The organism is Salinibacterium sp. SWN248 (assembly GCF_015864575.1).
In the GTDB taxonomy this organism is placed as follows: Bacteria; Actinomycetota; Actinomycetes; order Actinomycetales; family Microbacteriaceae; genus Rhodoglobus.
Genome location: NZ_JADYWW010000002.1, coordinates 95,707 through 112,660 on the forward strand (window position 1 = coordinate 95,707; position 16,954 = coordinate 112,660).

At 61.7% G+C, this 16,954-nt stretch carries 13 protein-coding genes and 1 tRNA gene; 8 read left to right on the forward strand and 6 right to left on the reverse strand.

The window, feature by feature from the left end; translation table 11 throughout:
• Positions 1-3: 3 nt before the first annotated feature.
• From I6E73_RS10385 to I6E73_RS10395, 3 genes are all read left to right on the forward strand, one after another.
• The gene (locus I6E73_RS10385) at positions 4-792 is read left to right on the forward strand and encodes a 3-oxoacyl-ACP reductase (protein WP_197107321.1); all 789 of its coding nucleotides are present in this window, start codon (positions 4-6) and stop codon (positions 790-792) included.
• Entirely contained in the window at positions 792-1,535 is a 744-nt protein-coding gene (locus tag I6E73_RS10390; protein ID WP_197125376.1) for a FadR/GntR family transcriptional regulator, read from the forward strand. The genes I6E73_RS10385 and I6E73_RS10390 overlap by 1 nt, the downstream gene beginning before the upstream one ends.
• Before the next feature lie 66 nt (positions 1,536-1,601).
• Positions 1,602-3,818 carry a S9 family peptidase gene (locus tag I6E73_RS10395; RefSeq protein WP_197125377.1) on the forward strand — a complete coding sequence of 739 codons (2,217 nt, stop codon included), beginning with the start codon at positions 1,602-1,604 and terminating at the stop codon, positions 3,816-3,818.
• Positions 3,819-3,848: 30 nt separating this feature from the next.
• Here the strand turns inward: I6E73_RS10395 and nadE are convergent, their stop codons facing one another.
• Positions 3,849-4,673: an ammonia-dependent NAD(+) synthetase gene (gene nadE / locus I6E73_RS10400; protein ID WP_197125383.1), complete on the reverse strand. Its 825-nt coding sequence runs from the start codon at positions 4,671-4,673 to the stop codon at positions 3,849-3,851.
• Between the two features lie 112 nt (positions 4,674-4,785).
• Between nadE and I6E73_RS10405 the strand changes: the two genes are divergently transcribed.
• The gene (locus I6E73_RS10405; RefSeq protein WP_197107327.1) at positions 4,786-5,058 is read left to right on the forward strand and encodes a hypothetical protein; all 273 of its coding nucleotides are present in this window, start codon (positions 4,786-4,788) and stop codon (positions 5,056-5,058) included.
• Here I6E73_RS10405 and I6E73_RS10410 read toward each other — a convergent pair.
• Entirely contained in the window at positions 5,055-5,447 is a 393-nt protein-coding gene (locus tag I6E73_RS10410) for a VOC family protein (RefSeq protein WP_197125385.1), read from the reverse strand. The two genes, I6E73_RS10405 and I6E73_RS10410, sit on opposite strands and share 4 nt — an antisense overlap.
• 104 nt (positions 5,448-5,551) lie before the next feature.
• Here I6E73_RS10410 and I6E73_RS10415 point away from each other — a divergent pair, with 104 nt between their 5' ends.
• From I6E73_RS10415 to I6E73_RS10425, 3 genes are all read left to right on the forward strand, one after another.
• Positions 5,552-6,163: a TetR/AcrR family transcriptional regulator gene (locus I6E73_RS10415; protein WP_197125387.1), complete on the forward strand. Its 612-nt coding sequence runs from the start codon at positions 5,552-5,554 to the stop codon at positions 6,161-6,163.
• Positions 6,164-6,293: 130 nt separating this feature from the next.
• Positions 6,294-7,889, forward strand: a complete 1,596-nt coding sequence (locus I6E73_RS14890) for an LPXTG cell wall anchor domain-containing protein (protein WP_197125389.1) — start codon at positions 6,294-6,296, stop codon at positions 7,887-7,889.
• A gap of 153 nt (positions 7,890-8,042) precedes the next feature.
• A complete protein-coding gene (locus tag I6E73_RS10425; protein WP_197125390.1) occupies positions 8,043-9,962 on the forward strand; it encodes a threonine/serine exporter ThrE family protein in 1,920 nt (639 codons plus the stop codon).
• Between the two features lie 10 nt (positions 9,963-9,972).
• Here I6E73_RS10425 and I6E73_RS10430 read toward each other — a convergent pair whose 3' ends face one another.
• From I6E73_RS10430 to I6E73_RS10445, 4 genes are all read right to left on the reverse strand, one after another.
• Entirely contained in the window at positions 9,973-10,923 is a 951-nt protein-coding gene (locus tag I6E73_RS10430; RefSeq protein ID WP_197125392.1) for an SDR family NAD(P)-dependent oxidoreductase, read from the reverse strand.
• Positions 10,924-11,093: 170 nt separating this feature from the next.
• Positions 11,094-11,170: transfer RNA gene (locus I6E73_RS10435), tRNA-Met, on the reverse strand.
• Positions 11,171-11,259: 89 nt separating this feature from the next.
• Positions 11,260-14,139, reverse strand: coding sequence for a UPF0182 family protein (locus I6E73_RS10440; protein ID WP_197125394.1), 2,880 nt, complete (start codon positions 14,137-14,139; stop codon positions 11,260-11,262).
• 174 nt (positions 14,140-14,313) lie between these two features.
• Positions 14,314-15,426, reverse strand: a complete 1,113-nt coding sequence (locus I6E73_RS10445) for a S16 family serine protease (protein ID WP_197125396.1) — start codon at positions 15,424-15,426, stop codon at positions 14,314-14,316.
• A 108-nt stretch (positions 15,427-15,534) separates the two neighbouring features.
• On the opposite strand from I6E73_RS10445, the gene I6E73_RS10450 reads away from it, so the two are divergent.
• On the forward strand, positions 15,535-16,878 hold the full coding sequence (locus tag I6E73_RS10450; RefSeq protein ID WP_197110256.1) for a zinc-dependent metalloprotease: 1,344 nt from the start codon (positions 15,535-15,537) through the stop codon (positions 16,876-16,878).
• Positions 16,879-16,954: the final 76 nt, after the last annotated feature.

The window sequence follows — 16,954 nt, forward strand, 5'->3', positions numbered from 1 at the left end:
CACATGACCATTACCCCTCTTGACCTCACGCAGCGCCTCGCAGGCAAAGTGGCCGTCATTACCGGCGGAGCGAGCGGCATCGGCCTGGCCACCGCGCGCCGCTTCGCCGCCGAGGGCGCCACCGTCGTCATCGGCGACATGGACGAGACGACGGGTCTCGCGGCCGCTGAACTTGTTGGCGGCCACTTCATCAAAGTCAACGTGACGGATGAGGCGCAGGTGAACGCCCTCTTCGACACCACCGCCAGCACCTACGGCTCAGTCGATATCGCCTTCAACAACGCCGGGATATCCCCGCCAGAGGATGACTCGATCGTGACGACCGAACTGCCGGCGTGGGAAAAGGTTCAAGACGTCAATCTCAAGTCTGTGTACCTGTGCTGCCGCGCGGCTCTCCGACACATGGTCAAGCAGGGCAAGGGCTCGATCATTAACACGGCATCCTTCGTCGCTATTATGGGATCAGCGACCAGCCAGATTTCGTACACCGCTTCCAAAGGTGGCGTGCTGGCGATGAGCCGTGAGTTGGGCGTGCAGTTCGCCCGGGAGGGAATTCGAGTCAATGCACTCTGCCCTGGCCCCACAAGCACCCCGCTTCTTCAGGAGCTCTTTGCGAAAGACCCCGAACGTGCCGCTCGTCGTCTCGTTCACATTCCGATGGGCCGTTTTGCCGAAGCGGATGAGCTCGCCGCTGCGGTTGCCTTCCTCGCCAGCGATGACTCGTCGTTCATTACCGCGTCGACGTTCATCGTCGATGGCGGCATCAGCTCTGCCTACACAACACCGCTGTAATGGATGAGCCGACCGGTCTCCACGGAGAGTTACTACTGCGCCCGGTGCGCGGGGGCAACTCTTTCGAGGAGACCGTTCAGCGCCTCCTTCAGACAGTTCGACTTGGGCTGGTCGCTCCCGGCGAACGGTTACCCGCTGAACGAGAACTCGCCACGATGCTCTCGGTCAGTCGAGACACGGTGCGTGACGCTATCGCCTCGCTCAGCGACGCTGGCTATTTGGTGTCTCGACGCGGTCGCTATGGGGGCACATTCGTCAGCGACGTTCTGCCGACGCACATTCCGGGAACGCCCTCGGGCGACTCGGTGGGGCCAGCACGCCCGCTAACTCCCGAAGTGATCGAAGACACGCTCACTCTGCGGGAGATCCTCGAAGTCGGCGGAGCGCGCGCGGCTGCAGGTCGCGCCCTGACTCCCACTGAGCGAGAACTTCTCTGGCAGAGCCTGAGCAATGCGAACGCCGCGAATGACGAAGAATACCGTCGGCTAGATTCGCGCTTTCACCTCATGGTGGGCGAGCTCGCGGGTTCCGCATCCCTCACTCCACTGATTGCCGATGTACGCATGCGCGTGAATGAGTTGCTCGACAGCATCCCCTCGCTCGGCCCCAACATCGCGCACTCCAACACTCAGCACGAACAAATCGCCATTGCGATTCTTACCGGACGTCCGGATGCTGCCGCCCAAGCAATGAGCGAACACCTCGCGGGCACGGCGCTCTTGCTGCGCGGCTTCCTCGAGTAGCGGCCGAAGCTCCGATTCACGTTGCGGGCACTCCCGCTACTCAGAAATCCGGCATACGCTGAAGGCATGCTCACCCCACCTGAAGCCGCGAAGGTTCCCACCGAACGCATCCAGCATGGCGACCACTACATCGACAATTACGAGTGGATGCGCGACAAAGAGAGCCCCGACACCCTCGCGCATCTCCACGCCGAGAACGCGTTCACCGCTGCGCGCACGAGTCACCTGAGCGTGTTGCAGGAGCAGATCTTTGAAGAGATCAAGGCCCGCACACAGGAGACCGATCTGAGCGTTCCGGTTCGTCGCGGCCAGTGGTGGTATTTCAGCCGCACCGAAGAGGGCAAGCAGTACGCGATCCATTGCCGCGCGCCGATTGCGGCCGACGACGACTGGACTCCGCCGACGATTGCCGAGCCTGTGGCTGGTGACGCTGGGGGTGCTGCCACGGATGCCGCTGCCGCCGCTCCCACCACGCTCCCCGGTGAGCAGATCCTTCTCGACAACAACGTCGAAGCAGAGGGGCACGACTTCTTCAGCCTCGGCTCGTTCTCGCTCAGCGACGACGGAACCCTGTTGCTCTACGGCGTCGATATCGAGGGCGACGAGCGCTACACACTGCGCGTGCGCCAGCTCGGCGATGCCGCTGCAGCGAGCGCTCCCTCCGACGCTGAGACCGTCATCCGCTTCAGCTCCGCCGCTGACCTTCCGGATGAGATTCCGGGCACCGCGGGTGGCGCGCTCTTGGATGCCACGGGCAAGTACGTCTTCTATACGACGGTTGATGATGCGTGGCGCCCCGATACCGTCTGGCGCTACGAGTTGGGCACTGCTGCGGCATCCGCGGTGCAGGTGTTTCACGAGCCCGACGAGAGTTTCTGGGTGGGCGTTGGGCGTTCGCGCAGTGGCAAGTATCTGACGATCGAGGCCGGTTCGCGCCTCACGAGCGAGACGCGACTGCTCGACACGAGCGACCCGACCGGTGAGTTCGAGGTTGTCTGGCCGCGCGAAGTCGGCGTCGAGTACGACGTCGAGCACGTGGTGGTGGGCACGCAAGATCGTCTGCTGATTGTGCACAACAAAGAGGCGATCAACTTCGAGCTCGTGAGTGTTGCGGCGGCGGATCCCCTCGGCGAGCGCCGCGTGATCCTCCCCCACAACGAAGCCGTGCGCCTCGAGGGTGTGGATGCCTTCAAGGACTTTGTGGCCATCGAGTACCGCCGCGAGGGTCTCACCCGCGTGGCGATTGCGATCGTTCCCAAGCATGGCGGCCGCTATGAAGACATTCCGCACGAACTGAAGTTCGACGACGAACTCTTCACGGTGGGCCTCAGTTCTAACCCCGAGTGGAACCAGCCGAGCATCCGTCTCAGCTATGGCAGTTTCGTGACCCCGACGATCGTCTACGACTACCTCGTGGATGACAACGAGCTCGTCGTGCGCAAACAGCAGCCGGTGCTTGGTCGCTTTGATCCAGCGCTGTACACCCAGCGTCGGGAGTGGGCCACTGCCTCTGATGGCACTCGCGTGCCAATCTCCCTCGTGTACCGCAACGACCTCGTGGTGCCCGGCACCCCGGCGCCGACGGTGCTCTACGGCTACGGCTCCTATGAGATCAGCATTGACCCGGGCTTCACCGCTGCCCGCCTGAGCTTGCTCGACCGCGGCATGGTGTTCGCTGTCGCCCACGTGCGCGGCGGTGGCGAACTGGGCCGCACCTGGTACGAGGGCGGCAAGAAGCTACACAAGCGCAACACGTTCACCGACTTTGTCGCGTGCGCCCATCACCTCATCGACACCGATGTCACGTCAAGCGATCGCCTTGTCGCTGAGGGCGGAAGCGCCGGCGGCCTGCTCATGGGTGCCGTCGCGAACCTTGCCCCGCAACTGTTCTCGGGCATCCTCGCGGTTGTCCCCTTCGTCGACCCGCTCACCTCGATCCTCGATCCATCGCTGCCGCTGACCGTCATCGAGTGGGACGAGTGGGGTGACCCCCTGCACAACGAGGAGGTTTACTACTACATGAAGTCGTACTCCCCCATCGAGAATGTGCACGACACTCACTACCCGCGCATCCTCGCCGTGACCTCGCTCAATGACACGCGCGTGCTCTACGTCGAGCCGGCCAAATGGGTTGCCCGACTGCGTGAGGTGGGGGCGGATGCTCTGCTCAAGACCGAGATGGCGGCGGGCCACGGCGGCGTCTCCGGTCGCTACGACGCGTGGCGCGAGCGTGCCTTCAACTACGCGTGGATGGTGGATGTGACGCGTCCGTCAGCGCACTGATCGGGCAGGCGCAGCTCGCGAACTAGCGAGCTAGTCAGTCCACCACTCGTCGTACATCGACACCGGCACGGAACGCTTGTGGCGAGTGTTGAGGAACTTCTTCTCGATATCGGCGGCGGCCTCGGCGGGCACGTCGAGGCCCTCGAGGTAGTCATCGATGTGCTCGTAGGTGACGCCGAGGTTGGCTTCGTCGGCCTGGCCGGGCGTGTGGTCGAGCAGGTCGGCGGTCGGCACCTTTTCATAGAGGCGCTCGGGAGCATTGAGGTGCTTGAGTAGCTGCTTGCCCTGGCGCTTCGTGAGGCCCGTGAGCGGCAGCACGTCGGCACCGCCGTCGCCGAATTTGGTGAAGAAGCCCGTGACGGCTTCGGCGGCGTGGTCCGTTCCGACCACGAGGTAGCCGAGCTGCCCCGCAATCGCGTACTGCGCCACCATGCGCTCGCGTGCCTTCACGTTGCCCTTGTTGAAGTCTGTAATCGGCTCGCCCATCGCATCCGCGAATTCGGCGGCAATGCCGTCGACAGCCCGCTGGATGTTGAACGTCACTTCGCGGTCAGCCTCAATAAAGTCGAGCGCCAATTGCGCATCGTCTTCGTCGTGCTGCACCCCGTGCGGCAGCCGCACGGCCACGAACTGTGCTTCGACTCCCTCCGCGCGCAGTTCAGTGACGGCAAGCTGACAGATTCGCCCGGCGAGCGACGAATCCTGACCACCGCTGATGCCCAAGACGAGGCCCTTGGCGTGCGAAGCCGTGAGATATTCCTTGAGAAACTCAATGCGCCGGCGAATCTGTCCAGCAGGGTCGATCGTGGCTTGGGTGTTTAACTCGGAAATGATGCGCGCCTGCAACGAAGTCATGCGTTAAATCTAACCCGGAGCGGTGTCATTAGGATTGTTCATTTTTACTGCGCCGCAGACTCTCGGCGGGTTAGCCTGAAACTGTTACGCCCACGAAACACAGGAGCTCCGGATGATCGACCAACTACTTCGCCCCAAGATTGCGTTTTGGACAGGGCTCGGCCTGCTCATCGTCGGATTCGTTCTGGGCAACTTCGTGATTCCCAACCTCTATTGGGCCGCGCAATCGATCGGCTTCCCGCTCGCTTCGCAGTTCGCGAGCGGCCTTGCCGGTGGGGTCGAGTTTCTCACTCAGATCGCACGCCTCGTCGGCCCGGTGCTGATCGTCGGCGCACTCGTCATGCTGAAGATCGAGCGCACTTCTGGGGGAACGCGCGCGAGCTAACCCAGCTCCTGCGCAATCTCCCACGGCAGCCCAGACGGGTCGAGAAACACGGCAGTACGACGACCCCATGGCCGATCGATGGGGCCGTTGACGAGCTCGACGCCATGCTCGCGCACAGCAGCGCACGCGGCATCCACATCGGGCACATTCACTGTCAGCATGACGGATGCCGCCACTCCCGCTTCTGCGATCGGCTCGGGCGCTATCAACGCGGGGGCTTCGGTTCGCGCCAAGACGTTGATCACGATGGCACCAACGCGCAGCGCGACCGAGACGTCGTCTTCAAAGAGGATGGGCGCGGCAAAGACGGTGGTGTAGAACTCTCGGGATGCAGGAATGTCATCCGCAAACACCGTAATCGCTTCAACGTTGTCTAACGAACTGGTCATCGGTCTTTCCCTCCGTTTTTCCCCAACGACACGTCCTGAACGGCACACGATTGTTTTGATACCGGTGGGTTCTAAATATCCACGAATGGACGTAGAGTGGATGAATGAGCACCACATTAACACCAACCGCTGGCCGCCCTCGAGCGTTCGACGAAGAAGCTGTGCTCAACCAGCTCACCGCGCTGTTCTGGCAGCAGGGTTACGGCAATACCTCCATGACAGACATTGTTGAAGCCAGCGGGGTTCACAAACCCAGCCTGTACCGCACCTTCGGAAGCAAAGAAGAACTCTTCGCAACCGTGCTGCGGCGCTACCTCAGCGAGCGCATGGCGATGCTCGCGCAGCTGCGCGCTGAATCCGGGACCGGCATTGCCGGCATCCACACTTTCTTCGACAAGTTCGAAGAATTCGCGAGCACCGACGAGGGCAGTTGGGGCTGCCTCATGGTGATGAGTGCGAACGAATTGCGGGGCAGCACGCCAGGCTACGAAGACTTCTCCGTCGAGAACAGCCGTGCTCTTCACGCGCAGATGACGGCTCTCGCAGCCCTCGCGTTCGCCGGTTCGACCGAGAATGATGCGCTCACCGCTCAACGAGCCGACATGCTCTCGCTTCTGTTCTTCGGGCTCCAGGTCACCATCCGCTCCCGAGCTGGTGCCGAGCACGTCCATTCTGCGTTTGCCTCCATCCACGCGCTCGTCGACACCTGGCGCTAGGCGCCCCCGTCTGCTAAGTCGCCAGATAACCGCGGTCACCCGAATTGGGCGGTGGTCTGGTCGCTTCGTGATCGCTAGAGTTGTGGGGTGATCGTCGCACCCGAAGCGACTTCACGCTAAAGGATTCACTGTGAAGTACCCGATTAAAACTGCACTCGTCGCTGCCCTCGCGACCTCGCTCGTTGCGCTCGTCGCTACGCCGGCATCCGCTGCCACCTATGCGAACGTCTCGGCCGAAGCATCCGGAAACAACATTGCAGGCCGTGCTGCCGCCACCACCCTTCGCGATGCCTGGGGCGCTGCCATCACTGCGCGTGGCGGAACCGTTCCCGCGCCTCTCGTCATCAACGGAACCCACAACGACCCGCTGTCAGGAGTAATTGCAACTACCGCCGGGGGCACGACCGTCTCCGTTGAACGCACCATGTACACGCCCGGCGCCACAACAACGTATGTCGGCATCAGCCCGAACTCGGGAATCGCACAATGCACGGGCAGCGGCAACACGCTTCAGAGCAGCTCACCCCGGCCGTCACTTCTCGATGGCAATAGCGGCTGCACGAACGGCGCTGGCTTCAGCTACGGGGCATCCGGCGGCAATTCGCAAGAAGCAAACACCCGTGATGCTTTCGAATTCACCTTCTCCACGGGCGTACTCGCCTTCGGCGGTTGGTTCGGTGACCTTGAGACGCGCACCGACGGGTCGGGCGTGCCAGCGCTCGTGCGCCTCTACGGCACCGATGACCTTCTCCTTTCTGAAGAAGAAGTCGTTCCCAGCGGCGACCAAAGCCTCTGCGGCACCGACCCTGACGGCTGTGGCAACCGCAGCACACGCTGGATCGGATTCACCGCTGACCTCACGACTCCGGTCGCACGCATGGTGGTCATTGTCGGAGACGAACACGAGACAGGAACCGCCGTCGCGGAAGGGATGAGCTTCATCGGTCCCTCGGTCGTTGATGGCACTGCGGAACTCACCATCGCGAAGACAGCGATCCCGTTACCCGCGGGCGCGACCGCCGTGGGCGACGACATCGACTACAGCTTCCTCGTCACCAACTCAGGAACGCTCGCACTCGGCAACGTCGCCGTCACCGACGCGGGAGCGCACAACCTGTCCTGCCCCGCGAATGCCCTCGCGGCGACCGAGACGATGATCTGCACCGCCGAGCATGCCGTAACCCAAGACGACATTGACGCGGGCAGCTACACCAACTCAGCTACCGCATCCGGCAAGGCCTGGAATGAGACGGTCACCTCGGCCGCAGATACCGCCACAACCACGATCAATCAGGCACCCGCGCTCGACCTCGCTCAGAGCGCAAACACCACGACTTATACTGCCGCCGGCGATACCGTGGCGTTCACCGTTTCGGCAACCAACACCGGCAATACGACGCTCGAGAACATCGTCGTCACCAGCACTTTGCCGACTCTGTCGTTCGACTGTTCGGCAATGCCCGCTGACCTTCTCCCTGGCGCTACGGCGATCTGCACAGCAACCTTGATAGTCACGGATGTCGGAGCCGACTTCTCGAGCGTCGCAATGGTGGCATCCGATCAGCTTTCACTCGCATCAGATGCCACCACCATCCGTTTCGCTGGAGCTTTACTGCCGGCAACCGGCTCGGACGCCACACACACGATTCTCGCAGCAGCCTTCCTGCTCATCGCAGGGTCGACGCTGCTCGCCGTCCGCCGAAACCCAGCACGGCGACGTCAGTAAGTTCAGCGGAGACAACTCCCGTCTCGCCCGACCTCCACGGCTCGGAAACACAAGCACCATGAGGCGCACTAGGGCGATCCACATTCGCTGTTGTCGACGATTCCGCGTACGTTTCATACACACCGGTTTGTCTACAACGGAGGACGCTGGAGCATGAGACACGCGCTGCGCCGACTGACTCTTCGAGTGCTCGTCGTCGCTGCCTGCTCTGCCGCAGCACTCGCGTTAGCCGCACCGGCGGCGGCCGCACCCGCCTCCCCCGCGTCTGCGTCCGCGTCCGCGTCCGCAACAGCGTTCTCGCCGGCCTTCTCGATCAACGCCACAGCGAGCGGCACCGCCGTGGCCGCTGTCGACGACCCCGATGCGCTTGACCCCGGAGCGCCAGAGACTCCCCCAGCGACGATCACTCCGAGCCCGACTTCTACGATCGATCCAATCCCAACACCGACTGCCCCTTCCACTTCGATTCCCACCCCCACTCCGGTCCCCTCCGAGACCGCTACTCCGACCCCCAGCGTCACGCCCACGCCGGTCGAGACTCCCGTCGATGAGGTCGAGGTTGTTCCGCTGCCGGCAACACCACCAAGTGTTGCGACATCCACCGTTTCGCTCACATCACTACTGATCGCGATCGCCGTGCTGGCCGCGAGCCTCTTTGTGCTCTGGCTCGCCCTTCGCCGGCGCTCCCACCCAGAGCACACCACCGCACCGGCAGCACCGTCGCGCGACAGAAACACCTCCGCTGGTGTGGTGCTCGATTCATTGGCGGATGTCGGTGAAGCGATGATCGACAGCGGCTATCCGGTCAGCATGGTTCGTTCTGCGGTCCAGGATGTGGCCACCGCAAACGGGTATCCCTCCGCTGAAGTCATCGTGTTTCCGACAGCGATACTGGTGTCGTTGGATGCCGACGGCTCCGCCCAGACCCGCGCCGTCTCGGCTGGCCGACGCTCCTATCTGCTTCACCATGTTGACGTGATTGACCGCGTCGTCAAAGTGGGGCGAGTTCGGGCTGGCTCTAGCGCATGGGTAACTCGCCAGCTCACCAAGGTGCGAGAGCTTTCTGCACCGTTTTCTCCCGTTCAACGAGTCTTCGCCTATGCCCTCACGTCAGCAGCAATCTCGGTTCTTTTGGGATCGTCATGGCTGGGAGTGCTGTTAGCTGCGGTTCTTGGCCTCGGTGTCGGCACGCTGCTCTTGCTTGGCGAACGACTCCCCTCCGCCTACACGGCTCTCGTCATTGTGGGGGCAGCGCTCGGCTCGTCACTGATTGTGCTGCTTGTAGCCCGCATCTCCGCGGACTCCGGAGTGCTGCCGTCGCTCGTGGCCCCGCTCGTCATCCTGTTGCCGGGCGGGCTGCTCACGACAGCTGTGATCGAGCTTGCGACCGGCCACATCATGTCGGGTTCTGCCCGCGCCGCAGCCGGAGCCATGCGACTGCTGCTGCTCGCCGTCGGCATTGTGTCCGCCGGCGCCCTCGTGGGAGTTCCCACGATCAATCTCGACGTGTCGAGCGAGCCACTCGGCCCGATCGCACCGTGGGTTGCGGTCGCCGTGTTCGGAATAGGCATCACGGTCTATCAGTGCGCTCGGCCCACATCCATTCCGTGGATCATGCTCGTGCTCTACGTTGCCTACGGCGCCCAGGTAATCGGTGACGTGCTGTTCGGTGGCGTGCTCTCGGCTCTCATCGGTGCCATCGCCATGACTCCCGTCGCGGTTCTCGTCGCCCGACACCGCAGCGGGCCTCCCGCCATCGTCAGCTTCCTCCCTGCGTTCTGGTTGCTCGTACCGGGGGCGCTGGGCCTCGTGGGCGTCACAGAGGTCTTAGGCGGCAACACAGGAGCGTTCAGCAGCCTCGTCACGACCGTCGGAACGATGATCGCAATCGCCTTGGGCGTGCTCATCGGCCTTGCCGCTTCAAGCTCGCTACGGGACCAACGCATCCCGCAACTCTTCGACTTCCTTGAGCCCGCTCCCGCGACCGAGCCAGTAACGGTGTCGGCACCGACCCATCAGCACGACGGCGAACAGGACGCTGAACCCGCGGTTGAACCCGCGGCCGACAAATAGCCGCCGAACCTTACTGAGCCGTCCCCTTTTCCAACACGCTCCACAGCGCGCGCTGCCCGTCCGGGTTCGTGAAATGGCTCTGGGTTGCGGCGGTGAGCGGTCCCGTCATTTTCTTCGGCGGTGATGCGAAGAAGGTGCCGGTCACCTCATCTGAGAATTCGATCGCGCTGAGGTAGCGAGCAGCCGCCGTCGGAACGCTGTGCGAGACACCAGGAATGAGTTTCATGAGCGGCAGCAGCACTCTGCGCATGATCGCGGGCATCCCCCGCGACGCTTTCGTATCCGGAGTGTTGCCTGGCGACACCGCGTTCACCGTAATGCCTGCGGGAAGTTGGGTGGCGAGCTCTTTCGTCCACCAGACAGCAAACGTCTTGGCCGTCGCATACTGACTGTTGTTGCTGTATTTCAGCAGTGGCTCTGCGCGAAGAACCGCCTCGATCGCGCGTTCCAAATCGCCATCGAAGGATGCCGCAGCCAACTCAGCAACGTCAACGACCGTGAACGAGGGAACATCTCCGCGCGCGGCCTCCGACCCGGCAATGATGATGCGCGCGTGGGCGCTCAGCATCCCGCCCCGGAGCAGGTGCATAGTAAAAGCGTGGTGGCCGGTGAGCGTGGCTGACATGATCTGTTCGATGCCCGCCGATGTTCGGCGCAATTGCGTCGTGGAGGCGACGCCCGCGTTGAGGATGAGAGCGTCGATAGCAGTGCCGTCGGCGATGAGCACGTCAGCGGCCCGTGCGACGGAGCTAAAGTCGTCAAGGTCGAGAGTTACGGGCACAAACTGCGCGCCGGGAACTCGTGCACTGAGTGAAGCCCCAGCCTCCGCGACTTTCTCGTCCGTGCGCGCCGTGATGATGATGCGGCCGTAGCCTGCCTCGGCGAGTTGCGCTGCGGCTTCCCAGCCCACACCGGAGCTTGCACCTGTGACGAGGGCGGTCATGCGTGCGTGGGAATTCATCGTGGGTCTCTCTCTGGTCACACACCGTCGAAAAGTGTCGCAGAACCGGCGACCAGCGAGAACAGTGCAGCCAAGAATCTCACACCCGTGGGCGGATCCCGCATCCGAAGGCGCTGCCTGAACTCGTTAACGCAAAAATCCCGGTCTCAATGAGACCGGGATTCTTTACGTGGTTGCGGGGACAGGATTTGAACCTGCGACCTCTGGGTTATGAGCCCAGCGAGCTACCGAACTGCTCCACCCCGCGGCGTATATAAAGCGTAACACAGGGTGAACGGCACGAAAACCGAACTCAGCGGGCTCACAGTGTGCTGCGGCCCGCTGAGTCAGAATTCGCTATTCGGTGGCGGCGATTGCACGCTCGATTGCGTCGACCATTTTCTGGTCAGCTTCTGCAGCAGCGACGAGGTCGTTGTCTGCATAGGCGGCGTTACGGTCGGCAAGCGCTGACTTGTAGTCGGCGAGTGCACTGTCGAGTGCCGCATTGTCACCGGGAGTGACAATCGGTGCATCCGGGTCTACTGGCGCATCCGGGTCAACGGGAACATCCGGCGTTACCGGAACTTCACCGTCGCCGGCTTCGGCGCCAGAGTCTCCACCAAACAGTGTGTCGAGTGCTTCGTCGAGAGTGTCTTCGAAGGCAATCTCGTCACCGAACGACACCAGCACCTTGCGCAGCAGTGGGTACTGAGTTCCGCTGGTCGACTGAACATAGACCGGCTGCACGTACAGCAGCCCGCCGCCGACGGGGAGCGTCAGCAAGTTACCAAGCTTCACCTCGGTGTCGCCCTGCTGGAGAAGTGCCAGCTGGTTGGCCACGATCGTGTCGGTATTGAAGCTGTTCTGCACCTGTCCGGGACCAGGAATCGTGTCCTGCTTCGGCAGCGTCAGCAACGTGAGCTTGCCATAATCAGGTCCCGCATCCGAGTTCGCCGTCAAATAACCGGTGAGAACACTTCGACTGGCGTCTGCTGTTCCCTTAGGAATGAAGGTCGAGTAGAGAGTGAACGCGGGGTCTTCTGTTCCCGGAACCTGCATAGTGAGGTAGTACGGGGGCTGAAGCGAACCGGTTCCAGAAACCGGATCCTCCGGGCTAACCCACTGGTCATCACTCGAGTAGAACGAGCCAGCATCCGTCACGTGGAAGGATCCCAGAATTTCGCGCTGAACCTTGAACAGGTCGGCGGGGTACCGCACGTGATCGAGCAACTCAACGCTCATGTCGCTTTGCGGCAACAGGGTGTTCGGGAAGATCTTGTTCCACGTTTGCAGAACTGGTTCCTCGTCATCCCAGGCGTAGAGCTTCACCGAACCGTCATACGCATCAACAGTCGCCTTGACCGAGTTGCGGATGTAGTTGATGTCGTCGAGCGCGAACTGCGGCGCCGGCGTGTAGCTGTCGGCAATCGCGCTAGAAAGCTGCTCAACCTGCGAGTACGGGTAGTTAGCACCCGTGGTGTAGCCGTCGACGATCCACACAATCCGGTCGTCCACAATGGCCGGGTACACGTCACTGTCAAGGGTGAGGTACGGAGCAACCTTCGCTACACGCTCGAGAGGCTCGCGATCGTAGAGAATCTGCGACTCGTCAGTTACGTCTGAGGCGAGGAAGATCTGCTCAGACTGGAACTTCACCGCGTAGACAAGCTTCTTGAAGATGTTGTCGAGCACAGGCCCGCCGTCGCCCTCAAACGTCGTCGTGGCGTTCTGTTCGCTGTCTTCTCCACCCGAGGGGTAGTCGAGTTCGATGTCGTCAGAGCCTTCAGGGGCACCAACAATCGAGTACTCGGGTGAATTTTCACCGAAGTACACGCGAGGGTTGTAATCGCCGAGATCTCCAGTGCTCGGGATGCCCGACTCGAGGAACACCGGCTGACCGTCGGCAGCACGCTGGTTACCGAAAGCCGCAACGACGCCATAACCGTGGGTGTAGACGACTGCGTTGTTGTACCAGGACTGTGACTCGCCAAGACCGGACTGGTTGAGCTCACGAACCGCAATCACGGTGTCTTGAGTTTCGCCATCAATCTCATAGCGGTCAACGTCGAGGTGGCTACCGAACTGGTAGTACTGCTTGAACTGCTCGAGCTGCGCAAATGCCGCTGGGGCGATCGCGGGGTCGAGAATTCGGATGTTGGCCGTCGTGGCCGCGTCTGCACGAAGCGCACCGGGCTCAGCATCCGTTGTCGCACTGTAAGGAACTTCGTCTACTTCAGCGACACCGTACGCATCCCTCGTCGCTTGAATACTTCGATCAATATATTCGGACTCGTAGGTACGCGCGTTGGGGTCTACCTGGAAGCGCTGAACGATCCACGGGTAGAGGTTTCCGACGACCAGGCCACTAATGAGCAGCAGGGCGGTACCGATCATCGGAAGACGCCAGCGGCCAATGATCGCCGTGACGATGAAGAGGATGGCCACGATCGCCGCGATGCCGGCGAGAATCGCACGGCCCGGGATGGTGGCGTTTGCCTCGGTGTAGCTTGCACCGGTCTGCAGGAAGCCCTGGCTGGTGGAATACAACGTCGTGTACTGGTCAAGCCAGATGCTGACGGCCTGCAGCGCGAAGAAAATGCTTGCGGTGATCGCAAGCTGCACTCGAGCGGAACGAGAAATGCGTACCTCACGACCGTGAACGCTCAGAGCACCGTAAAGGTAGCTTGTGGCGAGCGCGCCGATGAACGAGATGATCAACACGGCGGACGCGAAGCCAACGATGGAGTGGTACATCGGGAGCTCGTAGAAGTAGAACGAGATGTCCAAGCCGAACTGCGGGTCGGTCTCACCGAACGAGCTGCGGTTCAGCCATTGCAAAGCAACGGGCCAGGCGCTCGCTGAGGAGACACCACCGAAGATGCCGAGCAGAACCGGGATGCCCACCATCGCGAGCTTGCGCAGCGGTTCGACAACCTGCTGGTAGCCCTCAAGCTGTGCATTGAGTTTGGCGTAGATGGGGCGTGCGCGGAAGGCGACCAGCAGGCTGACGCCTACGGGAACGGCCATCGCGACGAAGCCGATGATGAACATCACGGCTGTAGCGATCCACTGGGTAGTGAGAACCTCCAGATACCCGGCCTGGCTAAACCAGAGCACATCGGCGTAGAGGTTCGAGAACAAGAAGAACGCGATAACAATGACAGCGAGAATTATCGCCGTAATCGTAAACGCAGACCTCGTCTTGCTCGTCGGGGCTGATTGGGTTTGGCTCGACACAGTACTTTGCTCCTGAAATTGGGGGCTTAGAGCTATCTTAAAGGTCTTTCATGGGCGCGGGGCTGGTGATCGCTCTCAGCGTTACACAAGCTCCGTGCAATGTTCTACACAGGGCTGTGTGCTGGAGGCAGCACACAGGAAGGTTCGTAGCAAAGTTGACGGATCAGGCAGCGCTCAATTGGCGCTGCATGAAGGCAGTCCCGCGCCGCTCAAGCCGCCGCGAATGCTGGCAAGCGCGACAAGCGCATCGTTGAGGTCGTCGACCGCATAGACGGTGAGTCCCTTGGGAGTGTTTTCTGCGACCTCGTCACAGTTTTCGACGGGCGCAAGGAAGAAGTCAGCACCGGCAGCCTGGGCACCATACATCTTCTGCTGGATGCCACCGATCGGTCCGACATCGCCTGTTGCGGTGATCGTTCCTGTGCCAGCAACTTCGGTGCCGCCGTTGATTGCGCCAGGTGTGAGCTTGTCGATGATTCCGAGCGCAAACATCATTCCCGCGCTCGGTCCGCCAACGTTCTCCAACTGGATCTTCACGTCGACCGGGAAGTTGTACGCGCTACCCACCACAACACCAATGACCGGGATGGCGTCGTCGCCTTCGCTCATTGTGGGGGTGATCTCGACGGTCAATTCTTCGTCTTCGCGCTCGAAGACAACCTCGGCGGGAGTTGTGGTTCCGTTTGCTGCGATCTCGTCGCGCAGTCCAGCAACGTCGGCAAAAGTCTCACCGTTCACGCTGCGGATGATGTCGCCTGCTTCGAGCACGCCTTCTGATGGCCCGCCAGCGGAGGTTTCGGCGACGGTCAGCGTGGCATCAAATTCGTAGCCCAGGTTAGAGAGCGCTGCGGCAATTGCTTCCTGCTGCGAGGTCTCCATCTGGATGCGACCGGCTTCAGTGGAATCCTCGACCGTCACCCCAACGGGATAAACAGCTTCGACCGGAACGATTGCTTTGCTGCGATCGAAATAGGCGGCGCCAACCTCAAACCAGCTAAGCGGTGAATCGGGGTTTCCCAACACGTTGACTGTCAGCATGTCGAGCGCACCCTCAGTGGGGTACGTCGTCTCGACCGGAATCTGAATGAGCGGCACGAGGGCGCCTTCAATTTCCACGTCGCCCAAAGTGTCGTACACCGGGCCAGGTTGCTCGATGATGTACGGCGAAGGTACGAGGGTTGCCAGCAGGGTTCCTACAAGCGCGACGCTCAGAACCAGCCATCCCAGCCAGCCACTTCGGGCGCGGCTCGATGAAGGTTCGGGTCGATTATCAGTAAACAGGGCCACCTAGGTCCTTACGGGGTGGGAGCGGTGTTCGCCACAGGCGCACGGTAAGAGTCACTAGCCTAGGTCAAAACTCAGCCGCGCACGGCATCGAGCGGCTAGCGTTAAAGCATGGCTGACGATGCTGAGAACAATTCCGAAGACGAGTTCCGCGACATGATGCGCGACTTTCTGTCGGGCGAGGGCGAAATCGATCCGGCGAAATTGGCTGGTGCGGCAGGGCTGCCCAACGATCCTGCGATGATTCAGCAACTGCTGAGCCAGCTCCAGAACGCGCTCGGCAAGAGCGGCGATGGAATTAACTGGGACATTGCTCTTGAGCAGGCCAAGAACCTCGCGTCGCAAAGCACCGTGGTGTCATTGCCTGCCGAACGCACCAAACTCGAGCAGGCCCTCCATGTGGCTGCGCTCTGGCTCGACGAGGTCACCGACATCTCCGAGCTCACTGTGGAACCCAAACTGCTCAGCCGCAGCGAATGGGTCACCATCACGATGCCCATCTGGACCCAGCTTGCTGAACCAGTGGCCAACTCGATCGCCAATTCCCTCACGGACGTTCTCAAGCAGAACGCACCCGAAGAGATGGATGAGATGCTCAGCGGTGCCAGCAAAGTCATGCGCAACATCGGCGGCACCCTCTTCGCCATGCAGCTCGGCCAGGTCGTTGGTCAGTTGTCGAGCGAAGTGGTGTCGGGCGGCGACATCGGCATCCCCCTCTTCGACGAGCAACAAGCGGTGCTCGTTCCGCAGAGTGTCTTCGCGTTCGGCAACGGTCTCGACCTGCCCGACAGCGAGATTCACCTCTACTTGGCGGTGCGCGAGCTCGCGCACGCCCGACTCTTCCGCCACGCAAAGTGGCTGCGTCTGCAGTTCATGACCTCCGTCACGGCCTATGCGCACGACATCCACATTGATTCGGATGCCATTGCTGAGCTAGCCAGCGGCTTCGACCCCAACAACCCTGAAGAGCTTCGTGACGCAATGACCAACGGTTCGCTGATTCCACCGAAGAGCGAAGAACAGCGCGAGGCCCTAGAGCGCCTCGAGACCGTGCTTGCCCTTGTCGAAGGCTGGGTGGATGTTGTGACGGCGGCCGCTACTTCGCGACTTCCTGCGCGCAGCGCGATCGCGGAGACAGTACGACGCCGTCGTGCTTCTGGCGGCCCCGCCGAGTCTGCCTTTGCCACTCTCGTGGGTCTCGAATTGCGCCCGCGCCGCCTGCGTGAAGCGGCAGCAATGTGGCAACACGTCACCGACGAACTTGGCGCCGACCAACGCGATGCACTGTGGTCACACCCCGACTTGATGCCGACGGCAGCCGATATCGACGATCCCGCGGCTCTGGTAGCGCGACTGCGTGATGGTGGCAGCACTCTGGACGACGTTGATCAAGCCATCAATGACCTTCTCAACGATGAGTCGGGAGATCGCCCTCACGAGGGCGAAGGCTCCTAGCCCTCAGCGAGCAAACTGCGCGCCCCGCTACGACGGGCGCGCGCGTGGCAAGTTTTTGTCGCCCATAGTTCATCTT

Coding starts and splice junctions, on each gene's coding strand:
- I6E73_RS10385 (WP_197107321.1), top strand. CDS start 4: ATGACCATTACCCCTCTTGACCTCACGCAGCGCCTCGCAGGCAAAGTG.
- I6E73_RS10390 (WP_197125376.1), top strand. CDS start 792: ATGGATGAGCCGACCGGTCTCCACGGAGAGTTACTACTGCGCCCGGTG.
- I6E73_RS10395 (WP_197125377.1), top strand. CDS start 1,602: ATGCTCACCCCACCTGAAGCCGCGAAGGTTCCCACCGAACGCATCCAG.
- nadE (WP_197125383.1), bottom strand. CDS start 4,673: ATGACTTCGTTGCAGGCGCGCATCATTTCCGAGTTAAACACCCAAGCC.
- I6E73_RS10405 (WP_197107327.1), top strand. CDS start 4,786: ATGATCGACCAACTACTTCGCCCCAAGATTGCGTTTTGGACAGGGCTC.
- I6E73_RS10410 (WP_197125385.1), bottom strand. CDS start 5,447: ATGACCAGTTCGTTAGACAACGTTGAAGCGATTACGGTGTTTGCGGAT.
- I6E73_RS10415 (WP_197125387.1), top strand. CDS start 5,552: ATGAGCACCACATTAACACCAACCGCTGGCCGCCCTCGAGCGTTCGAC.
- I6E73_RS10425 (WP_197125390.1), top strand. CDS start 8,043: ATGAGACACGCGCTGCGCCGACTGACTCTTCGAGTGCTCGTCGTCGCT.
- I6E73_RS10430 (WP_197125392.1), bottom strand. CDS start 10,923: ATGAATTCCCACGCACGCATGACCGCCCTCGTCACAGGTGCAAGCTCC.
- I6E73_RS10450 (WP_197110256.1), top strand. CDS start 15,535: ATGGCTGACGATGCTGAGAACAATTCCGAAGACGAGTTCCGCGACATG.